Consider the following 25,181-nt stretch of genomic DNA (forward strand, 5'->3'; position numbering starts at 1 on the left):
TCTGAGTAGTTGGTTTTTTTATATTAAAAATCCTACTTTTGTAAATTCGTATTTTTCTTACGCTATCCCAAATTGTTATAATTAATAAACTTCAAAGTTTATTGCAGGGAAGGGTGATCAATATGGGGATATCAAGCACTCCCCCAAAAGTAATCGTTAGTGGTGGTGGGTTAGGCGGACTTTCAGTAGCAAATGCCTTGCAGCAGGTAGGTATGGACGTTTCTGTATACGAGAGGGCTGCGGAACTTAAGGAAATGGGTGCAGGCATTGTTTTGGCTGCAAATGCTATGAAAGCATTGGACAAGTTGGGGATCGGCGAACAGGTTCGTAGAAGGGGATCATCCGTTAAAAAAGCAGAAATACGAACTTGGGATGGAAAACTTCTGGTGGATTTACCAGTTCATATACAGGCAAGGCGATATGGGACTTACAGTTATTTGATTCATCGAGCAGATTTGCAGAGCATTTTATATCAAAATTTAAAGCCAGGTACTGTTTTTTTAGGAAGAAAGCTTGTTCGTAAAGAACAGGATGCGTCGAAGATTAGGGCGATATTCGAGAACAAGGAGGTAGTTGAAGGTGATCTTTTAATCGGTGCCGACGGAGTTCACTCTCAATTGAGGAAATCCTTATTTGGCTCAACACCACTTCGTTATTCTGCGTTTACTGCTTTTCGCGGCATATCCCATTTTGAAGATGAACGCTTTCCGATTGAAACGGGAGGAGGTTTTGAGGCTTGGGGACCCGGCAAAAGGTTCGGATACTCTCATTTAGGTAAAGGGAAAATTTTTTGGTTTGCAGCTATTAATACCCCACTTGGAACACTGAAGGCAACGGAGAACAAAAAAACAACTGCTTTGGAGCATTTTAAGGGATGGTGGGGACCTATAGAAGCGGTAATTGAGTCAACTGAGGAAACAAATATTCTCACTCATGAAATTTTTGATAGGAAACCCATTAAATCATGGAGTCAGGGCAGGGCTACCTTACTTGGAGACGCGGCGCACCCAATGCTGCCAAATCTGGGACAAGGAGGTGCACAAGCTTTGGAGGATGCTTTAGTATTATCGCGTTGCCTTGTGAATCACCCGGAAGACATTCAGCAAGCACTTAGGATGTATGAAAAAATAAGAATTCCACGAACTACACAAGTTGTTAGGGGGTCTAGAGCTATGGGGAGGCTTATGCAACTTGAGAATCCTATATCCATCCAACTTAGGAACCTATTGCTGCGTACAATGCCTAGCTCACTTCAAATGAAGCGTTTAGAATGGTTGATCGGATATGAGGTGTAAAAGAGACGGACTGCTTTAATATTAAAAGTTGGCATTATGGATACTCAAAGGTTGGTATAAATGATGAACATAAAAATTGAGATGGCATCAGTTGAGCAAAAAGTAGTATTGCGAAATTTATTAGAACTGTACAAATACGATTTTAGTGAATATGATCCTGAGGATGTTAATGAACATGGTGAATATGGTTATAAGTATTTTGATCATTATTGGACTGAACCAGAACGTTTTCCTTTTTTAATTACGGTAGATGACAAGTATGCTGGTTTTGCGTTAGTTCGAAAAAAGACTCAGGATCATATGACCAATGAATTTTGTTTGTCAATGGCAGAATTTTTTGTTATGAAAAAATATCGTAAACATGGTGTAGGTAAGCATGCAGCCACCTATCTGTTTGATAGGTTCCCTGGAAAATGGGAGGTTGCGCAAATAAAAGAGAATATTCCCGCTCGGAAATTTTGGGTAAAGGTTATTTCTGATTATACAAATAGAAACTATACTGAAATCCAAAGAGATGACTGGGATGGCCCTATTCAAACATTTATTACATATAGCAATAACGTGGTAGATCAACCCTGAATACATTCGGCGATCGGGTGCTTTTTCTTCAAGAAAGAGAAGTGCTCTTTTTTATATAGATAGTAGGAGGTTGAGGTATTGTGTCGAAAACATATTTTAGCAACTTACTTTTAGGAGAGAAAAATTAGTGTATAAACATATGCCTTCTACTTACACATGTCCTTTTTGTTTGGCTGTTAATGGGAAAGAGGACGAAGAAAACAAATTAGTTCAGACTAAGCAGAAAGACATTATTTATAAAGACGAATACGTAACGGCTTTGATCGCAACATTATGGTGGCCGAATAATAAAGGTCATGTGATCATCATTCCGAATCACCACTATGAAAATATATTTGATTTGCCGATAGAAATAGCCACTCGGATACATAAGCTATCTCAGCAGGTATCTTTCGCTCTCAAAGAATGTTATGAATGTGATGGGATCTCAACAAGACAACATAATGAGCCAGGTGGAAGTCAGGATGTTTGGCATTACCACCTTCATGTATACCCTAGATATTTCAATGATGATCTTTATATGACCCATGGGAGTATAAGTGATTCCTCTGAACGTTTAGTTTTTGCCGAAAAACTCAGGGCTTGGTTTCAAGCTAACGACATGGTAAATAGTTAACATCCAAACACAATAGAAAGTTACTGGATTCACACGGCTATTTAATCGATTTATTACATAACTAATCTTAAACTATAATGTGTAAACAATAAGGTGGAAACGAATATGACCAAGACAAATGAAATCAGCAATAAGGAGTTGTCACTAGAACAACGTGAAGAATTATTTAAAGTATTAAAAGAACGTTTTGAGAAGAACATGCACCGCCATGAAGATGTAGAATGGGCTAAAGTTCAAGCAAGGCTGGAAGCTAATCTTGAAAAACTTTGGTCTCTCAATGAAATGGAAATAACGGGCGGTGAACCGGATGTCGTTGAATACGATAAAGACAAGGACGAATACATTTTTTATGATTGTTCAGCGGAAAGTCCTAAAGGTCGCAGAAGCGCTTGTTACGACCGTGAAGCGCTAGAGGCAAGAAAAAAACATAAACCGGAAAATAACGTTATTGATATGGCAGCTGCCATGGGCATTGAACTTTTAACAGAAGAACAATACCGTGCGCTTCAGAAGCTTGAAAATTTCGATAAGAAAACATCAAGTTGGGTTCAAACTCCCTCTGATATTAGAGAACGCGGTGGTGCCCTATTTTGCGATTGGCGTTATGGGCACGTATTTTTGTACCATAACGGTGCAGATTCTTACTATGGTGCCAGAGGATTTCGCGGCTCATTACGGGTATAATATTTTATAGAGAAAGCTAATTTAACAAGTAATATTTCTTTAATTACCGAGTGCATTTCTTTATGAAGAAGTGTGCTTTTTTATTGGATTGAGAGGAGTCAAATGCTTAAATTTTTATATGAGAGGCAAATCACCACACACTCCGCGTAAAGAGTAATAACCGTTTAAATGTGCTCCAAAACTGTCTGTACAGAATTGTCACTTTATATCAGCTTTCAAATAATTTATAATTATCATATAAGCGTAAATATTTATTCTGTCAATAAATGTAATATATTATGATATTGTTTTAATGGATACAAAACAAGTGTGTGACTAGGTCGCGCCTTAGCTTGGTGATGCCTACATTTTTATGCAAATTTTAAAAGAAAAGGTTGATAAAAATGAGCAACAAAGAAACTAAAACAGACGTCATTTTAATTGGTGCCGGAATCATGAGTGCGACTTTAGGTACTCTTTTGAAGGAACTTGTACCTGAATGGGAAATTACTGTTTATGAAAAGCTCGCTAGTGCAGGAGAGGAAAGTTCTAATGAGTGGAATAACGCTGGAACGGGACATGCGGCACTCTGTGAACTTAACTATACAGTCGAAAAACCAGATGGATCTGTAGATATCAGTAAGGCTATTACGATTAACGAACAGTTTCAGGTTTCCATGCAATTCTGGTCTTACCTTGTGAACAGTAAGCTGATCCAGAATCCACAAGATTTTATTATGCCATTGCCTCATATGAGTATGGTGCAGGGTGAAGAAAATATATCGTTCTTAAAGAAACGTTTTGAAGCGATGTCCAACAATCCTCTGTTCAATGGTATGGAGTTTTCAGATGATCCTAAGAAACTTATGGAATGGATTCCGCTTATTATGCAAGGACGTCCTGCTGATGATGCAATTGCAGCTACCAAAATCGACTCTGGAACGGATGTAAACTTTGGTGCTTTAACACGAATCTTGTTCGACCACTTAAAAACGAAAAACGTAAATATTCAATATAAACATAGTGTTGAAAATTTAAAACGTACGAGCGATGGTTCGTGGGAACTGAAAGTGAAAAATGTAGATACTGGGACCGTCGAGCGTAAGACAGCTAAATTCGTCTTTATTGGAGGCGGTGGCGGAAGTCTTCATTTACTACAAAAATCAGGTATTCCTGAAGGTAAGCATATTGGAGGATTCCCGGTAAGCGGAATCTTTATGGTGTGTAAAAACCCGGATGTTATCGAGCAGCAGCACGCGAAGGTCTATGGAAAAGCTAAAGTTGGTGCACCGCCAATGTCTGTGCCTCATCTTGATACGAGATACATTGACAATAAAAAATCATTGCTGTTTGGACCGTTTGCCGGCTTCTCGCCGAAATTTTTGAAAGCGGGTTCAATGTTTGATTTAGTCACTTCTGTTAAGCCGAATAATGTCTTAACGATGCTGGCGGCAGGCGCAAAAGAGATGTCTCTGACAAAATATTTAATTCAACAGGTCCTTTTATCGAAAGAACAGCGCATGGAAGAGTTGCGAGAGTTTATCCCGAATGCGAAAGCTGAAGATTGGGATTTAGTAGTGGCTGGTCAGCGTGTGCAGGTTATTAAGGATACCGAAGCAGGAGGAAAAGGAACGCTGCAATTTGGTACAGAAGTGATTACAGCCGCTGATGGTTCGATCGCAGCATTGCTGGGCGCTTCTCCAGGGGCTTCCACTGCTGTAACGGTTATGCTTGAAATTCTTGAAAAATGCTTCCCTGATTATATAGATGAGTGGGAACCGAAAATCAAAGAGATGGTACCTTCTTATGGTGCAGCACTAATGGATAACCCAGAGCTTCTGCAGGAAATTCATCGTTCAACAGCAGAGGCGCTTGCGCTAAGCAAAAAAGAGCCATCTCTAGCTGATTTTTCAAATGGTGAAACAGAGGCATTGCCTGAAAAGGTTTAAGTATTTTCAAAAACACTAGATTGAGTTTCACAAAATAAGCAAAAGAGCAGGCATTGTGCTGGCTCTTTTGCTTATTTTTATTGGCCCAGTAAGCTATTACAAGTAATTATCTAAAATCTAGCTGGCTACTGAGATGTTTAAGTTCTAGAAGGTGCAATTTAGGGTACAGAAACTGATTATTGTATATACCTGGTGGGGCATTTGATTTATGTAATCCAAAAGTTTTGGCCAGTAATCCACAAATATTAGCTGTTTATCCACGAGATTCAGCTCTCAATCCAAAAATTTTTGACATATATCCACGAGTCTACAATCCTCGACAAATTTGGCGTTCTTAATATGTTGAAATACCCCCGACATAAGCATGAATTGTGCAATTGTGGCTCACTACCTGCCCCTTAAAAATGCTTCTAAACTTCTTGTTCATATACAACCAATGTTACGAAACCAACTTTTTAAAAAAATATGAAAATGTGATGTATAGAAATATAGGTTAGTGGGATTCTAAGGATAGAAATGACAGGGAGGTGAATAGAATGGCTAGAAACAACAATCAATTATCAGTACCTGGAGCTCAAGGTGCTCTTGACCAAATGAAGTATGAAATCGCTTCTGAGTTTGGTGTGAATCTTGGACCAGACACAACATCTCGTGCAAACGGATCAGTAGGTGGAGAAATCACGAAGCGTCTTGTAGCACAAGCTTTAGGTGGACAACGCTACTAATACAATATCTTGGCTACGGCTATCTGTTGCGTGCAGATAGTCTTTTTATTTTGCACTCATAATTCTAGTGTTGACTCTCTAGCTAAATAAAGTCTCAAGCGGCATATTTTTATTAACGATCCCTTAGTTATGAATCGTTTTTTAAACAACCGTTTAAACTATCACTGTCTGGAGGTGAATGTTGAAATGAACGAAGATAAACCGCTTCACTTTGATGGAAGTCTTTTAAACCTCGATAAATTGGAAAAAGATTCGTTGAACGAACCTATTGTTTTAACAGATGAGATGAGAGCGAACATAAGCGGAAACCCTTATATGAACCAAAATGAATAATAGGAAAAGGCAATGAAAATTGAAAGGCAGGGTTTAGATACATGACAAAAATTTTATATATTACAGCACATCCTCATGATGATCAAGTCTCATACAGCATGGCTGTTGGAAAAGCTTTTATTGAACAATACAAACAAGTAAATCCGTCTCATGAAGTGGTGCACGTGGATCTGTACAAAGAGAATATTCCTCATATTGATGTAGATGTATTTAGTGGATGGGGAAAACTTCAGTCGGGTAGCGGATTTGAAGAGCTATCGCCAGAAGAGAAAACAAAAGTGGGCAGGCTTTCAGAACTCTGCGATCAGTTTGTTTCTGCTGATAAATACGTATTTGTAACACCACTCTGGAACTTCTCTTTTCCGCCCGTGATGAAAGCGTATATTGACTCAATCGCTGTGGCAGGAAAGACGTTCAAATATACAGACCAAGGGCCAGTCGGACTTTTAACGGATAAAAAAGCAATACATATTCAGGCCCGTGGCGGGATTTATTCAGAAGGACCAGCAGCAGCTATGGAGATGGGGCATCGCTATTTAAGTATAATCATGCAGTTTTTCGGAGTGCCGTCGTTTGAGGGACTGTTCGTAGAAGGACATGCAGCAATGCCTGATAAAGCGAACGAAATCAAAGAAAATGCTATTGCGCGTGCAAAGGATCAGGCGCATACGTTTTAATCTTTAAAACTGAAAACATGAAGAAGTCTTGGCCCTTGTGCTATGATTATTAAAAATGAGCTGATCACCGTGGTCAGCCTTTTTTCGTTGCAACCAAAAGAAAGAAGGGGTAAGACATGATAGAGCTGCTAAGAATTATTCTCCCAGTGTTTGCGATCTTTGCCATCGGATTTATAGGACAAAAAAGTATGGGATTTGAAACGCAAACTCTTTCAAAAATGGCGCTTTATCTCATGTCACCATTTCTTGTTTTCCGTACGTTCTATGATACGACGTTTACGACAACCTATGGATATATGCTCATCTATACGCTTATCCTTTGTTTTACGCTGATCGGCTTTGTGTATGTGATTAGTTATTTTAAAAGATATAGCATGCGTGAAACGTGCGGTTTGATTTTAGCTTCTGCCTTTATGAACAATGGAAATTACGGTACACCTGTTGCACTTTTTGCGTTCGGTGCGGCGGGACTGGACTATGCAGTTGTCTTGATGGTTATTCAGCAGCTTGTGATGTGTACAGTTGGTGTTTATTATGCAGCAAAAGGGAGCCCTGAAAATGATGGCATCTCATCAGCCTTAAGAGCGGTACGACGAATGCCGATCGTTTACGGCGCGATTGCTGGCGTTGTGTTTCAGCAGTTGAACATCCCGATTGAAGGTTCAGTTTCAGAAGCACTGGATTTAGTGGCAAACGCTGCGATTCCGACCATAATGATTATCCTCGGTATGCAGCTTGCTAAGATTTCATTGCGCAATGTTCAGGTGGAGAAGTTGACATATTCATTGATATTAAAACTGGCGATTTCACCTGTCATCGCGTTTATCATCACGCTGTTTTTACCGGTTGATGAAATGCTGGCAGCCATTATGATTTTGATGGCCGCGATGCCTTCAGCCGCAAACACAACGATGTACGCTCTGCAGTTTGGTACAGAGCCGGATTTTGTTTCGAGCGCAACGCTAGTGAGTACTTTGTTTTCGTTAATTACGTTACCACTCTTGCTCGTGGTCTTATTGTAATAAAAAAAAGAACTTCAAAAGGGCTTTGAAGTTATTTTTTTGCATATAAAGAATTATAACGAGCAGTTTTGGCGCAGAACTGTTCTTATTTTGCTTGCTTTATTTACTTTTTTTGTTGCAATGTATTTCTAATAAGGACATTAAAGGTAAATTGTCTGTGTGAGAAAACGCGCAAAAATATATTCACGTTAAATGAATTCACATTAGCATGTTTTCGAGGGAAAATGCACAAAACAAGTTGCTTTAAGAAATATTTATTCTTCATTAAATATTTCTTAATTTACATAAAAACGGGGAGCATCTATTATGAATGCATACCCATTTAATTGGAAGTAACTTGTCTTTAGAAAGGAAATCACGATGGATGAAGATTTGAGTAAATTATTGCATGAAATTAAAATATGCCGTCAGGAGATGTATGATCTCAAACCAAGTTCCATTGACTTTTCAAATGCAGATCTTGTAAGTAAAAGTCAAAAGTTAGACAAGCTGATTTACCTCTACCAAAAACAAATCATGCAGCACATTCAATCTGAAAAAGAATGATTACTGATCTAGCAAAAACTTCACTTTCTCTTTAAATTCTTTTGCTTCTGGTGATAGACCTTTTGTTAAAGGATATAGTGTCCAGAAGTCTTGATAAATAAGTTCTGGGTTCTTAAAAGGGATAATAGCCAAATTGCCGTTTTTTACATCAGCGTTATGTTTGAACGTAAAATTAAATATAAAAGAAAAGGCGTGGCCATCCAAAATAGCTGAACGCAATACTTCTATGTTGTTGGATGAAAAAAGGATTTGCCCATTTTTGGCGTATTTGTCTTTAAACATCCTGCCGCCTTTGGAATTATAGATTACTATTTTTTCGTTTGTTAACTCATCAGGTGTAATGAATTCTTTATAGTACAAAGAAGATTTTTTGCCAGCACAAACACAAACATACCCTGAGTATAATAAGTCATATCCTATTCCTTTTTCGTGTTGAAGGTTAGATAACTCATACTCAATAAACGGACTTAAGCCCACATCGATATGGCCGTTCTTCAGTTCCTCTAAAATATGATCTTGATCTATTTCCCTAATCATGACATTCGTTTCTGGAAATTCCTCATGAAACAATAAGAAGGCATCATAAACGATGTACATGAGAGCCGGAGCACACCCTACATTTAAAACATGCTTTTTGGCTTGTTGTTTAGAAGCGAGTTCTTCGTGCAGTTCCTGCATCTTTTTAAGAATTTCATAGGCTTTTGAAACAATAAACTTTCCATCAGGCGTAGGAATCGTACCATGTCTAGATCGGCTGAAGATCGTTACACCAAACTCTTTTTCCAGCTGTGAAATAGACTGAGAAATAGCTGATGGTGATAGATGTAGTTTGTCAGCGGCCTTCGTGATGGAGCTTTCTTTTGCAACTTCCACAAGGTATTTCATTTGTTCTAAGTTCATAGGAATCTCCTTTAATTAAGCAATGGTTAACAAAATGTTATTTATATTCATTTTATCTTAAATGATAGGAAGTTTGTGCAATATAGAAAAAATTAAAAAAGAATGACTTCAAAAGATGTCATTCTTTTTTGTGATTTTTTATTTGGGGCATAACTAATGATAAAGTTCGTAAATACTATACACCCTATAAAATTTCTAAAAATTACGAATTATAAAATAGCCATACATACTGACATTTTTGGAGGATGAATATGAGTATCTTTAGGAAAAAAAGCATTCCAGATCTAGTAGCAGCTTCAAAAACAGGTACAACATTAAATAAAGAATTAGGAACATTGGATTTAACCATGCTCGGTATTGGTGCCATCATCGGTACTGGGATTTTTGTTTTAACTGGAGCAGGTGCACTGACAGCAGGACCAGCACTCATTATTTCATTTGTCATAGCGGGCCTCGCTTGCTTGTTCGCGGCACTATCTTACGCTGAGTTTGCTTCCACTGTACCTGTATCTGGATCAGTCTACACATATACGTATGCGACTATGGGAGAATTTCTCGCATGGATTATCGGTTGGGATTTAATCTTAGAATATCTTTTAGCCGTTAGTGCTGTTTCAGTCGGCTGGTCAGGGTACTTTCAATCTCTTTTAAAAGGGTTTGGGATCAACATTCCGACTGCTTTTACTGCAGCACCTGGGGCGGTAGAAGGTGTAACTACATACTTTAATCTGCCTGCCTTTTTAATTGTTATGCTGATTACATTTTTGCTGTCAGTAGGAGTAAAGCAGTCCAAACGCGTAAACAACATTATGGTTATTATTAAAGTAGCGGTTGTTGTTCTGTTTATTGTTGTTGCAGTTGGCTATGTAAAACCGGCTAACTGGACTCCTTTTACACCGTTTGGTTTTGAAGGGATTTTTGCTGCTGCCGCACTGGTTTTCTTTGCATTCATCGGATTCGATGCTATTGCATCTGCTGCGGAAGAAACAAGAAATCCGAATCGTGATCTTCCAAAGGGAATTATTTATTCTCTTTTAATTTGTACATTTTTGTATGTCATTGTAACGGGGATTATGACGGGGGTTGTTCCGTATCCTGACTTTAAAGGAAACGAAGATCACCCTATTTCCCTTGTACTGCAAGTTGCAGGACAAAATTGGGTGGCAGGTATTGTTGATGTCGGAGCGATCTTAGGTATGACAACAGTTATGCTCGTTATGCTGTATGGCCAGACCCGAGTATCTTATGCGATGTCGCGCGATGGGTTGCTGCCGAAGTTTTTTAGAACGGTTCACAAAAAGTATAGAACACCATACGGATCCACTTGGTTCTTTGGAATTGTTGCTGGTCTTATGGGAGCTTTAATCCCTTTAGATGAGCTAGCGAAACTGGTAAATATAGGAACGTTATCGGCATTCATTTTAGTGTCAATAGCTGTACTCGTACTGCGTAAAACACAGCCAGATCTTCCACGAGCTTTTCGTTGTCCAGGTGTACCTTATATTCCGATTTTAGCAATTTTGTTTTGCGGTTTTCTCATGCTGCAGCTAGATGCAGACACATGGATTAGATTTATTATATGGCTAGGCATTGGAGCTGCTGTTTACTTTATATACTCTAAAAATCACTCCCACTTAAATAATTAAAGAAACAAAAGAGGCTGAAAATAAAGCCTCTTTTTTGTTGGGAAAATAAGTTAAACTATCAGTAGCTATTATTTAGGGGGAATGTGGAAAATGATTGAAACAAGCCGTCTTCTTTTATTGCCGTACACGTATGAATTAGTTGAAGCTACACTTAAAGGGAAACGAGATCTTGAAAACGTGCTGAACTATAAGGTATCTAATGAATGGCCGAGCCCTCAATATTTGAAATTGATTAAGATGAAAAAAGACAAACTTCATCAAACACCTGAACAGAGTATTTGGAGCCGTATAGCTATTCATAAGGAATCCGGCACATTAATCGGTGAAATTGGATGTAAAGGTGGTCCTAATGAACAGGGAACTGTTGAGATCGGTTATGGAATGGTAAGTGAAGCGCGCAATAAAGGTTTCGCTACAGAGATGGTCATCGGTTTAACGGACTGGCTTGCTGCACATCCAAAAGTAAAAAGAGTTACAGCAGAATGCTTGGTTACCAATACTCCCTCTGCAAAAGTATTAGAAAAATCAGGATTCAAACTCATGAATAAAACTGACGAGATGCTCAATTGGGAAAAGATTTAAAAATTATTTACTTGGATAAGCAAAATAAGGTTTCAAAGCGGTTTTAAAGGGTATTCAAAGAGTGTTGTCCATATCTTGCCAAAATCAGCTAAACAGCATGTAAGAAAAAAGAAAGGGTAGATGCAGTATGAACCTTTCAAAAGGTGAATTGAATGGACACACTTTTTTAGCAAAACTCATTACTCAATATGCCTATCTCCATAGAAAAGCAATTGGTCCCGCTGCTGAAAGATACATTGAGCAGTTAGGTCTACGAACAGGTGAATGGATTGAGAGTTTCTATGAAGATCCGTTGAACTGGACAGTTGATGAATACGTTCATGTTATTGTGGATATCAAAAATTCAATCGGTGGGCATTTTGAGATTGTCAGTGTAAATCCTGACCATGTAATAGTTCGTGCAAAAGAGTGTCCTTTCGGGGAATTTGTTAAGGATGCACCGCACTTATGCAAGATGACATCTAGTGTTCTAGGGGGAATTGCAGCACGAAAATTTGGTTATGGTAAAGTTTCATTGCGCCAGAGAATTGCCTTAGGACATTCAATTTGTGAGGTAGCTGTTTACTTTCAACCAGATGAACGAGAAACAGGCGATATTTACGAAAACGTTCCAATTACCCCTGAAAACGGAGATCCTTTCGCTTGGGAGGAAGAAACCATTAACATGCTTAACAATGAGTTAAGAAGAAGTGATGAAATGGTAGTATCCCTATTACAGGAACTAGAAGAATTAAAACGCGGAAAATCCTAAAATGCTACGAACAGACCCTATGTCAGAGTCTGTTCTTTTTATTAGATGCTTCCAGTTTGCCGTATCCAAAATCGGCCAGTGCTTGAAGCAGGTTTCCTTTTAATGTGATCTCATCGAAATTCAAATTCAAACTAACAGAAGTTTGTGCAATTTCAGGGCTTAATCCTGTTAATGTTGTTTTTACTCCTAGCAGCTTTAGAGTGGAAACGAGTTGAAAGAGGCGATGGGCAACCATCGTGTCAATATAACTTACACCTGATAAATCGATAACGAGGGATGTAATCTCATTCTCTAGACATTGCTCTAAAGTAGATTCAAGCAAGAGTTTTGCCCGATTCGTATCGATATCACCGACTACTGGAAGTACGGCTACACCTGGGAAGAGAGGAACTACTGGAACGGATAGTTCTTGAAGAGATAAATGGAATTTTTGAGTTATCTCTTTGTAATTATTTACGTAAGACTTGCTGAATGCTTGCACAGCATGATCAATCATCGGATTGATGGTTGTTGATATATGCAAAACCGAATCCAATGACATGGATTGCAGTGACCCTTGTTCTTTTATAAAGTCCCATATTACTTCCCGATAATAAGAGGTGCTTTCAAGTGAGACATCGAGCGGCTGTCCTGAGTGAACAGCAAGCATGCCGATATTTTCGCCCCATTCGAAGATCGTGCTTTTCGTATCAGTAATTTTTCCTGAGACGGCATCGCCAATTAATCGGATAAAGGAAATGGATTGTTGGAGTCCTTCGTATTCACTCATTTGAGAGCTTTGCTGAAGTGAAACATATGCGTTGCTATTCTGCATGTTGAAAATGATTTTCTCTGCGAGTTGTACTGCATTTTCAGAAATTCGAGTGCCAATTTCGATTTGATCTTGTTTCTGCTTCAATTGAAGATCCATTTTGAACTCCTAATAATTTAAGACGTTAAACTTATTTTAACAAAAATAATAGACAAGTGTTTGAATTTATTGAAAAATTTTTAAAAGTGTGAAATAAAGGAAATGGCGGTTGTTGAGGGCTGAGGGCATAAAAAAAACAGGCCTCTCATAAAAGAGTCCTGTTTATCTATAGGGTTATTATGCTTTACGTACGTTAGTAGCTTGAGGTCCGCGTTGTCCTTGTTCAACTTCGAACGTTACGTCTTGACCTTCGTCTAAAGATTTGAAACCGTCAGCTTGGATAGCTGAGAAGTGTACGAATACATCGTCTCCACCTTCGCGCTCGATGAATCCGAAACCTTTTTCTGCGTTAAACCATTTAACTTTACCTTGTTCCATTTTTGTTGCCTCCTGTCGTGCCAAACCGCACAATAATACTATCTCTGCTCAAAAATATCAAGATAATAGGTTTACCTGTACAATCGAACAAAAATAATTCCTATTTATCGTAACACTTTACTAACCAATAAACAAGTGCTGATGAAAAAAGGGAATTATTTATTAATGGCGGACATTGGTAAAAGCCACTGGAATAGGGAAACACGCAAAAAAATGTATGGAAATTTGGTAGAAATGGTCTATGTAAAAAAATGAGATAGTGATTAAGAACTAATGAATCTGAGTGGCACACGCTCTAGTTATAAGCGGTTCTGGTTTTAACTTCCTTTTATTCGTGGTACATTGATAAAAATACTAAAACAAATGGCGTGATGATATGGAGAAGAGTAATGTAATCACTGATCGTTTGCATAGGCCGCTTCAAGATTTGCGGATCTCTGTAACCGATCAATGCAATTTTCGCTGCACGTATTGTATGCCCAAAGAAATATTTGGTTCGGACTATCCCTTCTTATCACAATCAGAGCTGCTTTCGTTCGATGAGATCGAGCAAATCGCTTCACAGTTTGCACGCGCAGGCGTGGAGAAGATTCGTATTACCGGTGGTGAGCCTTTACTCAGAAAAGGACTTCCAACGCTCTTAAAACGTTTGCGAGCGATAGATGGTATCCGTGATATCGCGTTAACGACGAACGGCGTACTTCTGCCAAGACTAGCGGGTCAGCTAAAAGAGGCTGGTATGGATCGAGTTACGGTTAGCCTGGATACGCTCGATGATCGTCTTTTTGGGAGTATCAATGGAAGAGGAGTAGGAGTTAAGCCTGTCTTAAAGGGAATAGAGGCTGCTCATCAAGCTGGCCTTTCAGTCAAAGTAAATATGATGGTCAAAAAGGGAATCAATGATGGAGAGATTCTCCCTATGGCGCGGTATTTTAAAGATACACCTTACGTATTACGATTTATTGAATATATGGATGTCGGCACTTCAAACGGCTGGAATTGGGATGATGTTGTATCCAAGAGTGAGATTCTATCCACAATCGGGGATGAGTTTCCGCTAGAGCCGGTAGACCAAAACTATTATGGTGAAGTCGCAAAACGATATCGTTATCGGGACGGGCAAGGTGAAATCGGAATCATTTCTTCGATTAGTGATACCTTTTGTTCAACTTGTACGAGAGCAAGGTTATCGGCAGACGGAAAAGTGTATACGTGTCTTTTTGCGGGAAAAGGAACTGATTTTAAACATTTCCTTCGTGCTGGAGCATCTGATGAGGATCTTTTTAACCGGATTGTGGAAACTTGGGGCAATCGTGCTGATCGTTATTCTGATGAAAGAAGAGAACAAGGTGCTAGTGAACAAAACAAAATAGAGATGTCTTATATAGGAGGCTGAGGAATCAGTCTCTTTTTGTTTTGTGTTATTCGTGAAAGTGGTTGATTTCCGTTCCAGGTGCTCGCTTTCCTCGGGGCAGGCGGTGAGCCACATTTGGACGTTTCACTCTTAAGTGTCTCACCTGCCAGCCTGTCCCGCAGGAGTCTCCCACCTTGCACTCCAATCAACTTTCACAGAAGAAATAAAGTTTGAAAGCAATCATCCTTAAGAAAAAGACTTTTGTTGGGTTCTTTTTGAGGCGTTATACTCAGCCCTGTGAAAAATAACTACATTTACAGTTGAAGTTTGTTAATAACTATTTTATAATTACTTACATAAAGTAATTAAATAATTTGGTATGAAAGAAGGATGAACAAATGACGCCTATTCATAAGGATACACATATTGGATGTGTAACATTAAAGGTAAGAAACCTCGAAAATTCAGTTCGTTTTTATACAGAAACAATCGGTTTAAAAATATTAACTAAAACTCAGTCTGTTGCTGAGTTATCAGCAGATGGCAAAACACCGCTCGTAATATTAGAAGGCAATTCAAAACTACAACAGCGACCAGTTAAAAGTGCAGGATTGTATCACTTGGCTTTGCTCGTACCATTAAGAAAAGACCTTGCAAATATTCTTTATCATTTTATTGAGACAAATACCCAGCTTGCAGGTGCTTCCAACCATAAATTTAGTGAAGCAATCTATCTTCAAGACCCTGAAAATAATGGAATTGAAGTGTATCGAGATGTTGATCGAACAGAATGGGTTCGTGATGAAAGAGGAAAATTACCAGCTGTCAGCGAACCATTAGACGTACAGGGTTTATTAAAAGAAAGAGAAACAAATGCATGGAATGGCCTTCCCAAAAACACAGTAATGGGGCATGTTCATTTAAACGTGGTTAATATACAGGAAGCAGAACATTTTTATGTGAATGTGCTAGGTTTTGAAGAACAAACACGAATGGCGCACCATGCCCTGTTCATCTCAGCAGGGGGATATCATCATCATATTGCTTTGAATATTTGGAACGGCCCGAACGCAGTGCTAGCTCCAGATGACGCTACTGGTCTATTGCAATATGAAATTATCGTTCCTGGAAAAGAGGAGCATCAGAAATTGATAAGTGCTCTAGAACGAGATGAAATTCCATATATAGTAGAAGGGGATCGCGTAACATTAAAAGATCCAGCAGGCAATGGAGTGGTTATTAAGCCTCTTTAAGTTTACGATTGACATCTTTTAGGGAATGTTTGTAATACAAACGATTCATAAAAAAGTCTGCAAAGAGGGGTCATTATGAGGAAAAAAACATTGGTGAAGTTAACAGCGATTTTCCTAATAGTTGTAACCTTGTTAGCACTGAACCATTTTGTTTTTGAAATAACCCCAATGTCTTTGCGTGATTGGGTGCTATCCTTCGGGATGGTTGCACCAATCATATATGTCATATTGAATGTAATTCGGCCTTTTACATTGTTTCCGATATCCGTTTTATCCCTTGCTGGCGGTTTGGCTTTTGGCGTTATATGGGGTACAGTCTACACTGTTTTCTCCGCTACTATAGGAGCTATACTAACGTTTTACATTGCGAAACATCTAGGGGACAGGTGGTTAAAAAAGAAATCGGATGCACCTACAAGGGTTGAAAAATGGCAAAGCAAGTTGAAGGAAAAAGGTTTTGTATATATTTTTCTGCTGCGGATTATTCCGGTTCTAAACTTTGATCTTGTAAGCTATGTTGCAGGTATTTCACGTCTAAAGCTTCGTTCTTATATTTTGGCCACGCTATTAGGTGTTCTGCCAGGGACTCTTGCATACAATTTGCTAGGTGATAGCTTCATTAAAGGAAATGGAGCTGTGATTGCTGTAGCTATAGGGATCGTTCTTCTCGTAGCTTGCATTCCGATTCTTTTAAAAAACAAAGAACTTCTTACAAATCAAATGCAGCACCATAAAGAAGATAATGTGTAAAACCTTGCTTAAACAATGAGCAAGGTTTTTTGTTTGTTTATTTAGGCTGTTTTCGCAAACTTTGTTGCTAGTGGAGGTGGTTGATTTCCGTTCCAGGTGCTCGCTTTCCGCGGGGCAGGCGGTGAGCCACATTCGTCGTTTCACGTATAAGTGTCTCACCTGCCCGCCTGTCCCGCAGGAGTCTCGCACCTTACACTCCAATCAACTGTCACAGAAGAAAAATGAAATTAAAAGTAACAATCTTTTAGAAATGAGCCTTTATTTAAAAGATAGTGGCTTTTGAATGTTTTCTTATTCTCTTCCAGTGCAAGTTGATTGAAGCGTGCAGCCCTGGAGCGTAAATCAACTACTTTCAAGAGCAACAATATATAGGGAAACAGCCATTTATCAAGAACATACAATGTTTATGAGCACAATACTTGTTCCTTGTTAATAATTATTATAAATTAGTATTGACTTCAAAAAAGAAGTCAGTATAATAAAGGTTGTGAAGAAAACATGATAATGATTTTCATTATCATTTAAAGATATAAGGAGTGAATTTTACAATGGCAGAACGTATGGTAGGAAAACAGGCACCTCGCTTTGAGATGGAAGCGATCATGCCAAACAAAGAAACGAAAAAAGTGAGCTTAGAAGAGAACATGAAAAATGGGAAATGGACGGTTCTTTTCTTTTATCCGATGGACTTTACCTTTGTGTGTCCGACAGAAATTACAGCATTGTCTGACCGTTATGGTGAATTTGAAGATCTGGATGCTGAGGTGATCGGCGTTTCTACAGATACGGTACACACGCATTTGGCTTGGATTAATACAAGCCGAGAAGAAAATGGACTTGGTGAATTAAATTACCCACTCGCTGCAGACACGAATCACCGTGTTTCACGCGATTATGGCGTTTTGATTGAAGAAGAAGGCGTTGCTCTAAGAGGATTGTTCATCATCAATCCTGAAGGTGAAATGATGTATCAAGTCGTCTTCCATAACAACATTGGCCGAGATGCTGACGAAACGCTGCGAGTTCTGCAAGCATTACAAACAGGCGGACTTTGCCCAGCGAACTGGAAGCCAGGGCAAAAGACACTATAATTATTTTCTGAGATCTAGCAATTACTTAATAAATAATTTAAACAAAGGTTTACTTTTGGAGGGAATAGAACATGAAATTACGTGAACAAATGCCTGAACTAGATGGTGCTACAACTTGGTTAAATGATGAAGTAACAAAAGAAGAATTAGTTGGAGAAAAAGCTACATTGATTCATTTCTGGTCCGTGAGCTGCGGTCTATGTAAAGAAGCGATGCCTGATGTGAATGAACTTCGTGACGAGTATGAAGATGACTTGAACGTAGTGGCTGTGCACATGCCGCGATCTGAAAACGATCTAGACATGAGTGTCATCGAACAGATGGCAATTGGACATGACATTACGCAGCCGATCTATGTGGATAGCGAGCACAAATTGACGGATGCTTTTGAAAACAAATATGTCCCTGCTTATTATGTTTTTGATAAAGAAGGAAAGCTTCGTCACTTCCAAGCTGGCGGAAGCGGTATGGACATGCTTCGCAAACGATTAAACCGTGTATTAAATGAAGAAACAAAATAAGGAGATGATATGATGAATACAATTCAAGATGTACTAAATCGTCAAGTGGCAAACTGGAATGTACTATTTGTTAAACTGCACAACTATCATTGGTATGTAAAAGGGCCGCATTTTTTCACACTTCATGAAAAGTTTGAAGAGCTGTACAATGAAGCTGCAACTAACATAGATGAACTGGCTGAGCGACTGCTCGTTCTAAAAGGAACACCTGTAGCAACAATGAAAGAATATTTGGATCTGGCTACGGTACAAGAAGCGAAGGGCAGCGAAACGGCTGAAGAAATGGTGCAAAGCGTTATTAACGATTTCGAGCTATTAATTGAGGAAATTAAAGAAGGAATGGACGTAACCGAGCGTGAAGGCGATGAAGTGACACATGATATGCTTCTATCTGTTCGTGAAAGTCTTGCAAAACACAACTGGATGCTTCGTGCATTCGTAAGCTAAAACAGTTAAAGGGTGACTTCGGTCGCTCTTTTTTTATGGCTGTATTTGCAATTGTTGTTTTTGAAGGTGATTGATTTCTGTTCCAGGCTGCTCGCTTTCCGCGGGGCAGGCGATGAGCCACCCAAGATAGCATTCTTGCTCCTGCGTCTACAAGTTTACGCTTCCGCAGTGAGCTTCCTCGTCGCATGCCTAGCGAGAAGCTTCTCATGTGGTAGGCACGCACCTTACACTCTAATCAACAATCATAGAGGACAAAATTTGAAAGCAACACTTTTAGAAAAGAGCGTCTTTAAGGTGCATAAGCGTATTTTGAGTGATAACTGTTAGTTGGTTTTGAGGGTATAGCAGTCGATATTTGCGGGACAAATGTCGACTTTCTGCCTTAAAACAATGGTAAATGGCTTTTTTGTTTCAAGAAGTATGAATTATTTACAGAGTGTACAAGATTGTAAGGTTAAACATGGTGGATTTATGATACAATCAGTAAGTATGCATTTTTGTATGTGACGGATTGATTATTTCTATGAAAGCTGAGTGATTTCGTCAGCCAGCTTTATATAAAAGGAGAGATTTCCATATGATTACAGTAACTAACGTTGGTCTTCGCTACGGCGACCGCAAGCTGTTTGAAGACGTTAATATAAAGTTCACACCAGGAAACTGCTATGGTTTAATCGGTGCGAACGGTGCGGGTAAATCTACATTTTTAAAAATTCTATCTGGTGAGATCGAGGCGCAAACAGGTGACGTGCACATGACGCCAGGCGAACGTCTAGCTGTTTTGAAACAGAACCACTTTGAATACGAAGATCAAGAAGTGCTTCAAACGGTTATCATGGGCCACGCTCGTCTATATGAAGTGATGCAAGAAAAGAATGCGATATATATGAAAGCTGACTTTTCTGATGCAGATGGCATGCGCGCAGCTGAACTTGAAGGAGAGTTTGCTGAGCTTAACGGTTGGGAAGCGGAGTCTGAAGCGGCAATCCTTTTAAAAGGTCTTGGCATTAAGGAAGATCTTCACACGAAGAAACTTGCTGACATTACGGGATCTGAAAAAGTAAAAGTATTACTTGCTCAAGCTCTTTTCGGCAAACCTGATGTTCTATTGCTGGATGAGCCTACGAACCACTTGGATCTTCAAGCGATTCAATGGCTGGAAGATTTCTTGATTAACTTTGAAAACACAGTAATTGTCGTATCCCATGACCGTCACTTCTTAAACAAGGTGTGTACGCACATGGCTGACCTTGATTTTGGTAAAATCCAAATCTATGTTGGGAACTACGATTTCTGGTACGAGTCTTCTCAATTAGCACTTCGTATGGCACAAGATCAAAACAAGAAAAAAGAAGAGAAGATTAAAGAATTACAAGCGTTCGTTGCCCGTTTTAGTGCGAATGCATCAAAATCTAAGCAAGCCACTTCACGTAAGAAGCTATTAGATAAAATCTCTTTAGATGATATCCGACCGTCTTCTCGTAAATATCCCTACGTGAACTTTGGCATCAACCGTGAGATCGGTAACGACCTTCTTCGTGTTGATGGTTTAACAAAAACGATTGATGGCGTGAAAGTACTTGATAACGTAAGCTTTATCATGAACAAGGACGACAAGATCGCTTTCGTTGGTAAAGAAGAGATCGCAATCTCTACTTTATTTAAAATTCTAATGGGTGAGATGGAAGCGGACAGCGGAACTTACAAGTGGGGTGTAACAACATCTCAGGCGTTCTTCCCGCGTGACAACTCTAAGTACTTCGAAGGCAGCGAGCCAACTCTTGTAGATTGGCTGCGTCAATACTCTCCTGAAGACCAAACAGAAAGCTTCCTTCGCGGATTCCTTGGCCGTATGCTCTTCTCAGGTGAAGAAGTTATGAAGAAGCCGTCCGTATTGTCTGGAGGAGAGAAAGTGCGCTGTATGCTTTCTAAGATGATGCTTAGCGGATCAAACGTGTTGATCATGGACGACCCAACGAACCACTTGGATCTAGAATCGATCACAGCATTAAACAACGGTTTAATCAGCTACAAAGGTTCATTGATGTTCACATCACATGACCATCAGTTCGTTGAAACGATCGCAAACCGTATCATCGAGATCACACCTAAAGGAATCATTGATAAGCAAATGTCTTACGATGAGTACTTGGCTAACGAAGATCTTAAAAAACAGCGTCAGCTTATGTATCAATAAAAATGTAAGGAGTGTTAAATCTGTTCGTAGATTTAGCACTCCTTTTTTGTAGATGTTTTTTTAAAGGAGGAGAAAGGTGTGGAGCGTTTTACGGAAAATGTGATTACGATTATAAAAAGCATTCCGCACGGCAAAGTGATGTCCTATGGCCAGATTGCACGTGTGGCTAGAAATCCCCGCAGTGCCAGACAAGTCGTTCGCATTCTTCATTCGATGAGTAAAAAGTATAATCTTCCGTGGCATCGTGTTGTTAACGTAAAAGGTGAGATTTCAATGGAGGATGAAGAATTTTTTATGACGCAAAAAACATTGTTAGAACAAGAAGGCGTCACGTTTAAAGGGAAAAACAAGATGGATATGGAATTGTACAGCTATCAACCCGTTGATGAATGGACGATTTAGAGAATGCATGGGGAGTCGATGATATGAGCGTTAAAGGTTCTATATTGAGAAAAGCGGCGATTCAAGATAAAGAAATCATAAGTAACTTAATGCAGTTCTACTTTTATGATTTCTCTGAGTTCATAGACATGAATGTGGGGGATTCAGGTTTGTTTAATGGTTATCCGTATCTCGATCACTATTGGGAAGAAGACGGAAGGTATCCTTATCTTATAGAAACAAACGGGGAATATGCGGGCTTTGTTCTAGTGAGAGAGGTTGAGGAGGAAGACCAGAAGTACTGGTCGATCGCAGAGTTTTTTATTATGAAAAAATTCCGGCGTTCGGGTTTAGGTGAGCGGATTGCTCATCAAGTGTTTGACAGTCATAAAGGAAACTGGGAAATATGTCAGATCGAGAAAAACACACCTGCTCAAATCTTTTGGAGAAAAGTGATCGGTAGTTATAAAGAAAGCGAATTTGAGGAAAGAATGGAAGAGCGAATGATTATCCAAGCGTTTTGTAATTAATAAATGATTATGTATAGAGTGGTCTCCTTTGAGAACCGCTTTTTATTTTTGGTCAAAACCTTAGGGAATTTTAATTGATAGAAGTAGGGCACAATAGGATTGGAACTTAAATGGATAGGTTAAATGGTTTCTAAATAAAGGTTGTTATTCTTAAGGGGATGTACATATGTTTAGAATGAATTTGCTGGATAATTACTTAAAAAAATATACGAGGATGTCAGAAAGAGAGTTATCTCATACGGTTCAATCGAACATGTGGTTCACTCCTGTTCTTTACGTCCTTTTTTCATCTTTATTAGTAACGGCTACTTTAACTTCTGATCTTAAATATGATTTAGGCAACCAGATGAGACCGTTTTTTGCTGTAGATTATGATTTAACTTTGGCACTGGTTGGAACACTTACTGCTGCTATCTTAACGTTAACTACTTTTACATTTAACTTGATCCTTGTTGTTTTTACGACATTTTCGGGACAGTTCTCACCGAGGATGCTGAAAAATTTTATCGCGAGTAAATCTACACAGCGAGTGTTAGGCATATTCACATCCAGTTTTGTCTATATGTTGTTAAGTTTTATCTTATTGAATAAAAGAATGGCAGAATATTATTTTGCAGTTCCAGTGATAGCTGCATTAATCGCTGTCGTTTCAATGGGGACGTTTATCTTTTTTATTAATCACGCGGTTGCCTGGCTGCAAGTAAATCAGATGACACATGATATGAAAAAAGAAGCGTTATCCATTGTGAAAAGTACACTAGAGGATGAAGTGGATCCGTATAAAGTAAACGATCTAACTACGGTTAACAGTGAAATATGTGAGAGTAAGGGCAATACGATAATAGCCGGAAAATCAGGCTTCATTCAACTAGTAGATTTTATTTCTATTATTAAAGAGGCTAAAAAGGATGATATTGTTATCCGATTGGAGTATACGATCGGAAGTTATGTGTTTGCTTCGACACCATTCCTCACTTATTGGAAAAAAGGTGAAAATGAAATAGATGAACAGAAATATCTGTCACTAATAAGTATTGGAAGAAGGCAGACAGAAGTTCAAGATATCGAGTTCAGTATAAACAAACTGGTAGAAGTCGCAATAAGATCACTAGGGAATTTTGATCCAAAAACAGCCACTAACGCTATCTATCAGCTTGGAGAAGTACTTGCATCCATTTCACGGGGATCGATATTTTCAAAGTATCTAGTGGATGAAAACAATAATCTGCGTGTGGTTTTAGAGGAAAGAGACTTTAATCATTATTTATATAATGCTTTTGGTTATATCAGGCACTATGCGAAAGATAATGTCATTGTGTGCACAGAAATACTGAAAGTCCTGGATTTGATGGCGAAATCTCTGAATAAGCGTGATTACAACGCGGTATGGGAATTCGGAGTGTTTACAGCGAGCGGATTTGAAAATCTTTTCTTATTTACACTAGATGATCAGCAATTTCACCGTGCGCTGCATAATCTTGCGATAACGACAAAACATGAAAAAGAGTTTGAAGCGTTCATGGAAAAAGAAAAACAGAATAGAGCTTAGTCCACACGAAAAAGCCCCTGAAACGGTTCGGGGGCTTTTGGTTTTAAATACTCGTTATGGCGGTTCTGGCCTTCTCAACAGAGTGGAAAGGTTCGTCCAGCTGCAGCATTTTGCGAAGAATGGTTTTCAATGACTGTGAGATATCTAATTCTTCTTCCCAGCTTTTTTCCTTTCTAGATTGAGGTTCATAGGAAGAATAAAGAAGAAACAGTGCAAAATGACCGAGTGCAAATAGATCACTAATAACGGATATTTCACGCATTCTTAGTTTCTCTGGATGATCATCTGGGTCTTGAATTTCTTTGTCAGTTACATAACATGCTAGCCCAAAATCAATGATATGAAGCTTTCCATCGCGCAGTATGATGTTTGGGATTCGCAGATCGCGGTGAATTATTCCTTTTTCGTGGAAGTTTTCTACAATATTTAATAGCTCCACCAATAGTTGTATCGTTTCCTCTTCACTATAGGTTTTCTGATCTCGGAAAATCAAGTCCTCAAACGTGTCACCATTGATCCATTCCATAGCGATAAAGAAGCCGTGTTCATTCTGAAATTCGTCTAGAAGCTTTGGAACGTGTTGGTGCTGCAATGCCTTTAGCATTTGGGACTCTCTTTGAAAAGAATGAAGACCGCTGTCTGTTTTCGCTTTAGTCGTCCTGAGCTGCTTTAATACGATTGCTTCCTTTGTTTGAATATCAACTGCTATATAAGTTATCCCGTAACTACCCATCCCAAGCACTTCTTTAATTTTGTACCGGCCATGAATCAGGAAATCTGCCTTAAGTGGCCTGTCGTAGACCAAGCGTTGAAGACCTTTCCACCATTCAGTAATCATAATAAGTTGTTAATAAGAGATGAGGATCAGCTGCTAAAGAAGCTGCTTCTCTTTTTCTTCTTATAATGCTTGTGTCCGTATCCGCCATAATGTTTCTTTCCAAAATCACTGCTGCTGTATTTCTTATATTTCTTTTTGTATTTGTAACCAGAACTGCTGTATTTTTTGTAGCTTTTATGTCCCAATAACGATTTTAGTAGCTTCATTAACATGATTAAACCATCTCCTTCGATCTGTTTGTTTAGGATATTCGTGCCTTTTAAGCAATATCCTACTGTACGTACTTTTAAACAGAAAGTTTCATCTTGGGAAATGGGGTCTGACCCCAAACAATTTATTTCCCTCAATAATTTCCTTGTTTTTGTCTAGAGAGTTTTGTTAAATTTAGAGAGGTATATATGAACGTTTACAAAAGCTATGTTTTTGGGTTGTTCAAGGAGAGGGGTTTTTCGTTTCATGTTGGAGTATGTTTTTGCAGCTTTGTTGCCTGTATTTCTGCAGCTGCTTTTTAATAGAGTGCTGTTTACAAAATACTTGCCGTTAGGAATAACGATTATTATTTTAATTTTTGGTTTTGATGGGTTGAATCAGCCTTTACCTCTCCAAATCGTTGCTGTCATTTTTACGATCATAGGGTTTTTCCTGGGTCTCAAAATTTATAATAAACAAAAAAGAAAAGTAAGATAGAAAAAAGACGT

The 25,181-nt window shown here is 38.8% G+C and carries 30 protein-coding genes; 24 read left to right on the forward strand and 6 right to left on the reverse strand.

What is annotated here, in order from left to right:
* Positions 1 to 122 precede the first annotated feature (122 nt).
* The 10 genes from P8610_RS08870 (at position 123) to P8610_RS08915 (ending at position 8,405) form a co-directional block, all read left to right on the forward strand.
* Positions 123 to 1,295 (forward strand): FAD-dependent monooxygenase, encoded by a 1,173-nt coding sequence (locus P8610_RS08870; RefSeq protein ID WP_394604063.1) that lies wholly within the window; start codon positions 123 to 125, stop codon positions 1,293 to 1,295.
* Positions 1,296 to 1,358: 63 nt separating this feature from the next.
* Complete coding sequence (locus P8610_RS08875) at positions 1,359 to 1,874, forward strand: GNAT family N-acetyltransferase (protein WP_394604064.1); 516 nt, start codon at positions 1,359 to 1,361, stop codon at positions 1,872 to 1,874.
* Between the two features lie 127 nt (positions 1,875 to 2,001).
* Positions 2,002 to 2,490, forward strand: coding sequence for an HIT family protein (locus P8610_RS08880; RefSeq protein WP_394604065.1), 489 nt, complete (start codon positions 2,002 to 2,004; stop codon positions 2,488 to 2,490).
* A 105-nt stretch (positions 2,491 to 2,595) separates the two neighbouring features.
* Positions 2,596 to 3,174, forward strand: coding sequence for a DUF4256 domain-containing protein (locus P8610_RS08885; protein WP_394604066.1), 579 nt, complete (start codon positions 2,596 to 2,598; stop codon positions 3,172 to 3,174).
* A gap of 383 nt (positions 3,175 to 3,557) precedes the next feature.
* Positions 3,558 to 5,102 carry a malate:quinone oxidoreductase gene (locus P8610_RS08890; protein WP_394604067.1) on the forward strand — a complete coding sequence of 515 codons (1,545 nt, stop codon included), beginning with the start codon at positions 3,558 to 3,560 and terminating at the stop codon, positions 5,100 to 5,102.
* A gap of 536 nt (positions 5,103 to 5,638) precedes the next feature.
* Complete coding sequence (locus P8610_RS08895; protein ID WP_394604068.1) at positions 5,639 to 5,827, forward strand: small, acid-soluble spore protein, alpha/beta type; 189 nt, start codon at positions 5,639 to 5,641, stop codon at positions 5,825 to 5,827.
* Positions 5,828 to 6,013: 186 nt separating this feature from the next.
* Positions 6,014 to 6,160, forward strand: a complete 147-nt coding sequence (locus tag P8610_RS08900; protein WP_394604069.1) for a hypothetical protein — start codon at positions 6,014 to 6,016, stop codon at positions 6,158 to 6,160.
* Positions 6,161 to 6,201: 41 nt separating this feature from the next.
* Positions 6,202 to 6,837, forward strand: coding sequence for an FMN-dependent NADH-azoreductase (locus P8610_RS08905; protein ID WP_394604070.1), 636 nt, complete (start codon positions 6,202 to 6,204; stop codon positions 6,835 to 6,837).
* A 119-nt stretch (positions 6,838 to 6,956) separates the two neighbouring features.
* Entirely contained in the window at positions 6,957 to 7,859 is a 903-nt protein-coding gene (locus P8610_RS08910) for an AEC family transporter (protein ID WP_394604236.1), read from the forward strand.
* A gap of 360 nt (positions 7,860 to 8,219) precedes the next feature.
* Positions 8,220 to 8,405 (forward strand): Spo0E family sporulation regulatory protein-aspartic acid phosphatase, encoded by a 186-nt coding sequence (locus P8610_RS08915; protein WP_394604071.1) that lies wholly within the window; start codon positions 8,220 to 8,222, stop codon positions 8,403 to 8,405.
* Here the strand turns inward: P8610_RS08915 and P8610_RS08920 are convergent, their stop codons facing one another.
* A complete protein-coding gene (locus P8610_RS08920; protein ID WP_394604072.1) occupies positions 8,406 to 9,305 on the reverse strand; it encodes a LysR family transcriptional regulator in 900 nt (299 codons plus the stop codon).
* A 245-nt stretch (positions 9,306 to 9,550) separates the two neighbouring features.
* Between P8610_RS08920 and P8610_RS08925 the strand changes: the two genes are divergently transcribed.
* The 3 genes from P8610_RS08925 (at position 9,551) to P8610_RS08935 (ending at position 12,284) form a co-directional block, all read left to right on the forward strand.
* Complete coding sequence (locus P8610_RS08925; RefSeq protein WP_394604073.1) at positions 9,551 to 10,951, forward strand: amino acid transporter; 1,401 nt, start codon at positions 9,551 to 9,553, stop codon at positions 10,949 to 10,951.
* 90 nt (positions 10,952 to 11,041) lie between these two features.
* Positions 11,042 to 11,533 (forward strand): GNAT family N-acetyltransferase, encoded by a 492-nt coding sequence (locus P8610_RS08930; RefSeq protein ID WP_394604074.1) that lies wholly within the window; start codon positions 11,042 to 11,044, stop codon positions 11,531 to 11,533.
* Between the two features lie 127 nt (positions 11,534 to 11,660).
* Positions 11,661 to 12,284: a methanogen output domain 1-containing protein gene (locus P8610_RS08935; protein ID WP_394604075.1), complete on the forward strand. Its 624-nt coding sequence runs from the start codon at positions 11,661 to 11,663 to the stop codon at positions 12,282 to 12,284.
* A 22-nt stretch (positions 12,285 to 12,306) separates the two neighbouring features.
* Here P8610_RS08935 and P8610_RS08940 read toward each other — a convergent pair whose 3' ends face one another.
* Together P8610_RS08940 and P8610_RS08945 are read right to left on the reverse strand one after the other, a co-directional pair.
* Positions 12,307 to 13,194, reverse strand: a complete 888-nt coding sequence (locus P8610_RS08940; protein ID WP_289494466.1) for an STAS domain-containing protein — start codon at positions 13,192 to 13,194, stop codon at positions 12,307 to 12,309.
* Positions 13,195 to 13,371: 177 nt separating this feature from the next.
* Positions 13,372 to 13,572: a cold-shock protein gene (locus tag P8610_RS08945; protein ID WP_066397748.1), complete on the reverse strand. Its 201-nt coding sequence runs from the start codon at positions 13,570 to 13,572 to the stop codon at positions 13,372 to 13,374.
* A gap of 376 nt (positions 13,573 to 13,948) precedes the next feature.
* Between P8610_RS08945 and moaA the strand changes: the two genes are divergently transcribed.
* A complete protein-coding gene (gene moaA / locus P8610_RS08950) occupies positions 13,949 to 14,968 on the forward strand; it encodes a GTP 3',8-cyclase MoaA (protein WP_394604076.1) in 1,020 nt (339 codons plus the stop codon).
* A gap of 25 nt (positions 14,969 to 14,993) precedes the next feature.
* Here moaA and P8610_RS08955 read toward each other — a convergent pair whose 3' ends face one another.
* Positions 14,994 to 15,119, reverse strand: coding sequence for a hypothetical protein (locus P8610_RS08955; protein ID WP_394604077.1), 126 nt, complete (start codon positions 15,117 to 15,119; stop codon positions 14,994 to 14,996).
* Between the two features lie 205 nt (positions 15,120 to 15,324).
* Here P8610_RS08955 and P8610_RS08960 point away from each other — a divergent pair, with 205 nt between their 5' ends.
* From P8610_RS08960 to P8610_RS09000, 9 genes are all read left to right on the forward strand, one after another.
* A complete protein-coding gene (locus tag P8610_RS08960; protein WP_394604078.1) occupies positions 15,325 to 16,179 on the forward strand; it encodes a VOC family protein in 855 nt (284 codons plus the stop codon).
* A gap of 75 nt (positions 16,180 to 16,254) precedes the next feature.
* The gene (locus tag P8610_RS08965; protein ID WP_394604079.1) at positions 16,255 to 16,929 is read left to right on the forward strand and encodes a TVP38/TMEM64 family protein; all 675 of its coding nucleotides are present in this window, start codon (positions 16,255 to 16,257) and stop codon (positions 16,927 to 16,929) included.
* Positions 16,930 to 17,477: 548 nt separating this feature from the next.
* Positions 17,478 to 18,020 carry a peroxiredoxin gene (locus P8610_RS08970; protein WP_394604080.1) on the forward strand — a complete coding sequence of 181 codons (543 nt, stop codon included), beginning with the start codon at positions 17,478 to 17,480 and terminating at the stop codon, positions 18,018 to 18,020.
* Positions 18,021 to 18,091: 71 nt separating this feature from the next.
* Complete coding sequence (locus P8610_RS08975) at positions 18,092 to 18,541, forward strand: TlpA family protein disulfide reductase (protein ID WP_394604081.1); 450 nt, start codon at positions 18,092 to 18,094, stop codon at positions 18,539 to 18,541.
* 9 nt (positions 18,542 to 18,550) lie between these two features.
* On the forward strand, positions 18,551 to 18,988 hold the full coding sequence (locus P8610_RS08980) for a Dps family protein (protein WP_394604082.1): 438 nt from the start codon (positions 18,551 to 18,553) through the stop codon (positions 18,986 to 18,988).
* A gap of 577 nt (positions 18,989 to 19,565) precedes the next feature.
* Positions 19,566 to 21,185 carry an ABC-F family ATP-binding cassette domain-containing protein gene (locus P8610_RS08985; protein WP_394604083.1) on the forward strand — a complete coding sequence of 540 codons (1,620 nt, stop codon included), beginning with the start codon at positions 19,566 to 19,568 and terminating at the stop codon, positions 21,183 to 21,185.
* A gap of 78 nt (positions 21,186 to 21,263) precedes the next feature.
* Entirely contained in the window at positions 21,264 to 21,587 is a 324-nt protein-coding gene (locus P8610_RS08990; protein WP_394604084.1) for an MGMT family protein, read from the forward strand.
* Between the two features lie 23 nt (positions 21,588 to 21,610).
* Positions 21,611 to 22,096 (forward strand): GNAT family N-acetyltransferase, encoded by a 486-nt coding sequence (locus tag P8610_RS08995; protein WP_394604085.1) that lies wholly within the window; start codon positions 21,611 to 21,613, stop codon positions 22,094 to 22,096.
* Between the two features lie 166 nt (positions 22,097 to 22,262).
* Entirely contained in the window at positions 22,263 to 23,645 is a 1,383-nt protein-coding gene (locus tag P8610_RS09000) for a DUF2254 domain-containing protein (RefSeq protein WP_394604086.1), read from the forward strand.
* 43 nt (positions 23,646 to 23,688) lie between these two features.
* Here the strand turns inward: P8610_RS09000 and P8610_RS09005 are convergent, their stop codons facing one another.
* Both P8610_RS09005 and P8610_RS09010 read right to left on the reverse strand, forming a co-directional pair.
* Entirely contained in the window at positions 23,689 to 24,483 is a 795-nt protein-coding gene (locus P8610_RS09005) for a serine/threonine protein kinase (protein WP_394604087.1), read from the reverse strand.
* A gap of 26 nt (positions 24,484 to 24,509) precedes the next feature.
* On the reverse strand, positions 24,510 to 24,695 hold the full coding sequence (locus P8610_RS09010) for a hypothetical protein (protein WP_066245589.1): 186 nt from the start codon (positions 24,693 to 24,695) through the stop codon (positions 24,510 to 24,512).
* A gap of 244 nt (positions 24,696 to 24,939) precedes the next feature.
* Here P8610_RS09010 and P8610_RS09015 point away from each other — a divergent pair, with 244 nt between their 5' ends.
* Positions 24,940 to 25,170, forward strand: a complete 231-nt coding sequence (locus P8610_RS09015) for a DUF2198 family protein (RefSeq protein ID WP_289494479.1) — start codon at positions 24,940 to 24,942, stop codon at positions 25,168 to 25,170.
* Positions 25,171 to 25,181: the final 11 nt, after the last annotated feature.

The organism is Fictibacillus sp. UD (assembly GCF_043558025.1).
Lineage (GTDB): Bacteria > Bacillota > Bacilli > Bacillales > Fictibacillaceae > Fictibacillus.

Coding starts and splice junctions, on each gene's coding strand:
- P8610_RS08970 (WP_394604080.1), top strand. CDS start 17,478: ATGGCAGAACGTATGGTAGGAAAACAGGCACCTCGCTTTGAGATGGAA.
- P8610_RS08975 (WP_394604081.1), top strand. CDS start 18,092: ATGAAATTACGTGAACAAATGCCTGAACTAGATGGTGCTACAACTTGG.
- P8610_RS09005 (WP_394604087.1), bottom strand. CDS start 24,483: ATGATTACTGAATGGTGGAAAGGTCTTCAACGCTTGGTCTACGACAGG.
- moaA (WP_394604076.1), top strand. CDS start 13,949: ATGGAGAAGAGTAATGTAATCACTGATCGTTTGCATAGGCCGCTTCAA.
- P8610_RS08985 (WP_394604083.1), top strand. CDS start 19,566: ATGATTACAGTAACTAACGTTGGTCTTCGCTACGGCGACCGCAAGCTG.
- P8610_RS09010 (WP_066245589.1), bottom strand. CDS start 24,695: ATGTTAATGAAGCTACTAAAATCGTTATTGGGACATAAAAGCTACAAA.
- P8610_RS08980 (WP_394604082.1), top strand. CDS start 18,551: ATGATGAATACAATTCAAGATGTACTAAATCGTCAAGTGGCAAACTGG.
- P8610_RS08935 (WP_394604075.1), top strand. CDS start 11,661: ATGAACCTTTCAAAAGGTGAATTGAATGGACACACTTTTTTAGCAAAA.
- P8610_RS08870 (WP_394604063.1), top strand. CDS start 123: ATGGGGATATCAAGCACTCCCCCAAAAGTAATCGTTAGTGGTGGTGGG.
- P8610_RS08995 (WP_394604085.1), top strand. CDS start 21,611: ATGAGCGTTAAAGGTTCTATATTGAGAAAAGCGGCGATTCAAGATAAA.
- P8610_RS09000 (WP_394604086.1), top strand. CDS start 22,263: ATGTTTAGAATGAATTTGCTGGATAATTACTTAAAAAAATATACGAGG.
- P8610_RS08965 (WP_394604079.1), top strand. CDS start 16,255: ATGAGGAAAAAAACATTGGTGAAGTTAACAGCGATTTTCCTAATAGTT.
- P8610_RS08925 (WP_394604073.1), top strand. CDS start 9,551: ATGAATATGAGTATCTTTAGGAAAAAAAGCATTCCAGATCTAGTAGCA.
- P8610_RS08945 (WP_066397748.1), bottom strand. CDS start 13,572: ATGGAACAAGGTAAAGTTAAATGGTTTAACGCAGAAAAAGGTTTCGGA.
- P8610_RS09015 (WP_289494479.1), top strand. CDS start 24,940: ATGTTGGAGTATGTTTTTGCAGCTTTGTTGCCTGTATTTCTGCAGCTG.
- P8610_RS08960 (WP_394604078.1), top strand. CDS start 15,325: ATGACGCCTATTCATAAGGATACACATATTGGATGTGTAACATTAAAG.
- P8610_RS08930 (WP_394604074.1), top strand. CDS start 11,042: ATGATTGAAACAAGCCGTCTTCTTTTATTGCCGTACACGTATGAATTA.
- P8610_RS08900 (WP_394604069.1), top strand. CDS start 6,014: ATGAACGAAGATAAACCGCTTCACTTTGATGGAAGTCTTTTAAACCTC.
- P8610_RS08890 (WP_394604067.1), top strand. CDS start 3,558: ATGAGCAACAAAGAAACTAAAACAGACGTCATTTTAATTGGTGCCGGA.
- P8610_RS08875 (WP_394604064.1), top strand. CDS start 1,359: ATGAACATAAAAATTGAGATGGCATCAGTTGAGCAAAAAGTAGTATTG.
- P8610_RS08915 (WP_394604071.1), top strand. CDS start 8,220: ATGGATGAAGATTTGAGTAAATTATTGCATGAAATTAAAATATGCCGT.
- P8610_RS08940 (WP_289494466.1), bottom strand. CDS start 13,194: ATGGATCTTCAATTGAAGCAGAAACAAGATCAAATCGAAATTGGCACT.
- P8610_RS08905 (WP_394604070.1), top strand. CDS start 6,202: ATGACAAAAATTTTATATATTACAGCACATCCTCATGATGATCAAGTC.
- P8610_RS08895 (WP_394604068.1), top strand. CDS start 5,639: ATGGCTAGAAACAACAATCAATTATCAGTACCTGGAGCTCAAGGTGCT.
- P8610_RS08920 (WP_394604072.1), bottom strand. CDS start 9,305: ATGAACTTAGAACAAATGAAATACCTTGTGGAAGTTGCAAAAGAAAGC.
- P8610_RS08885 (WP_394604066.1), top strand. CDS start 2,596: ATGACCAAGACAAATGAAATCAGCAATAAGGAGTTGTCACTAGAACAA.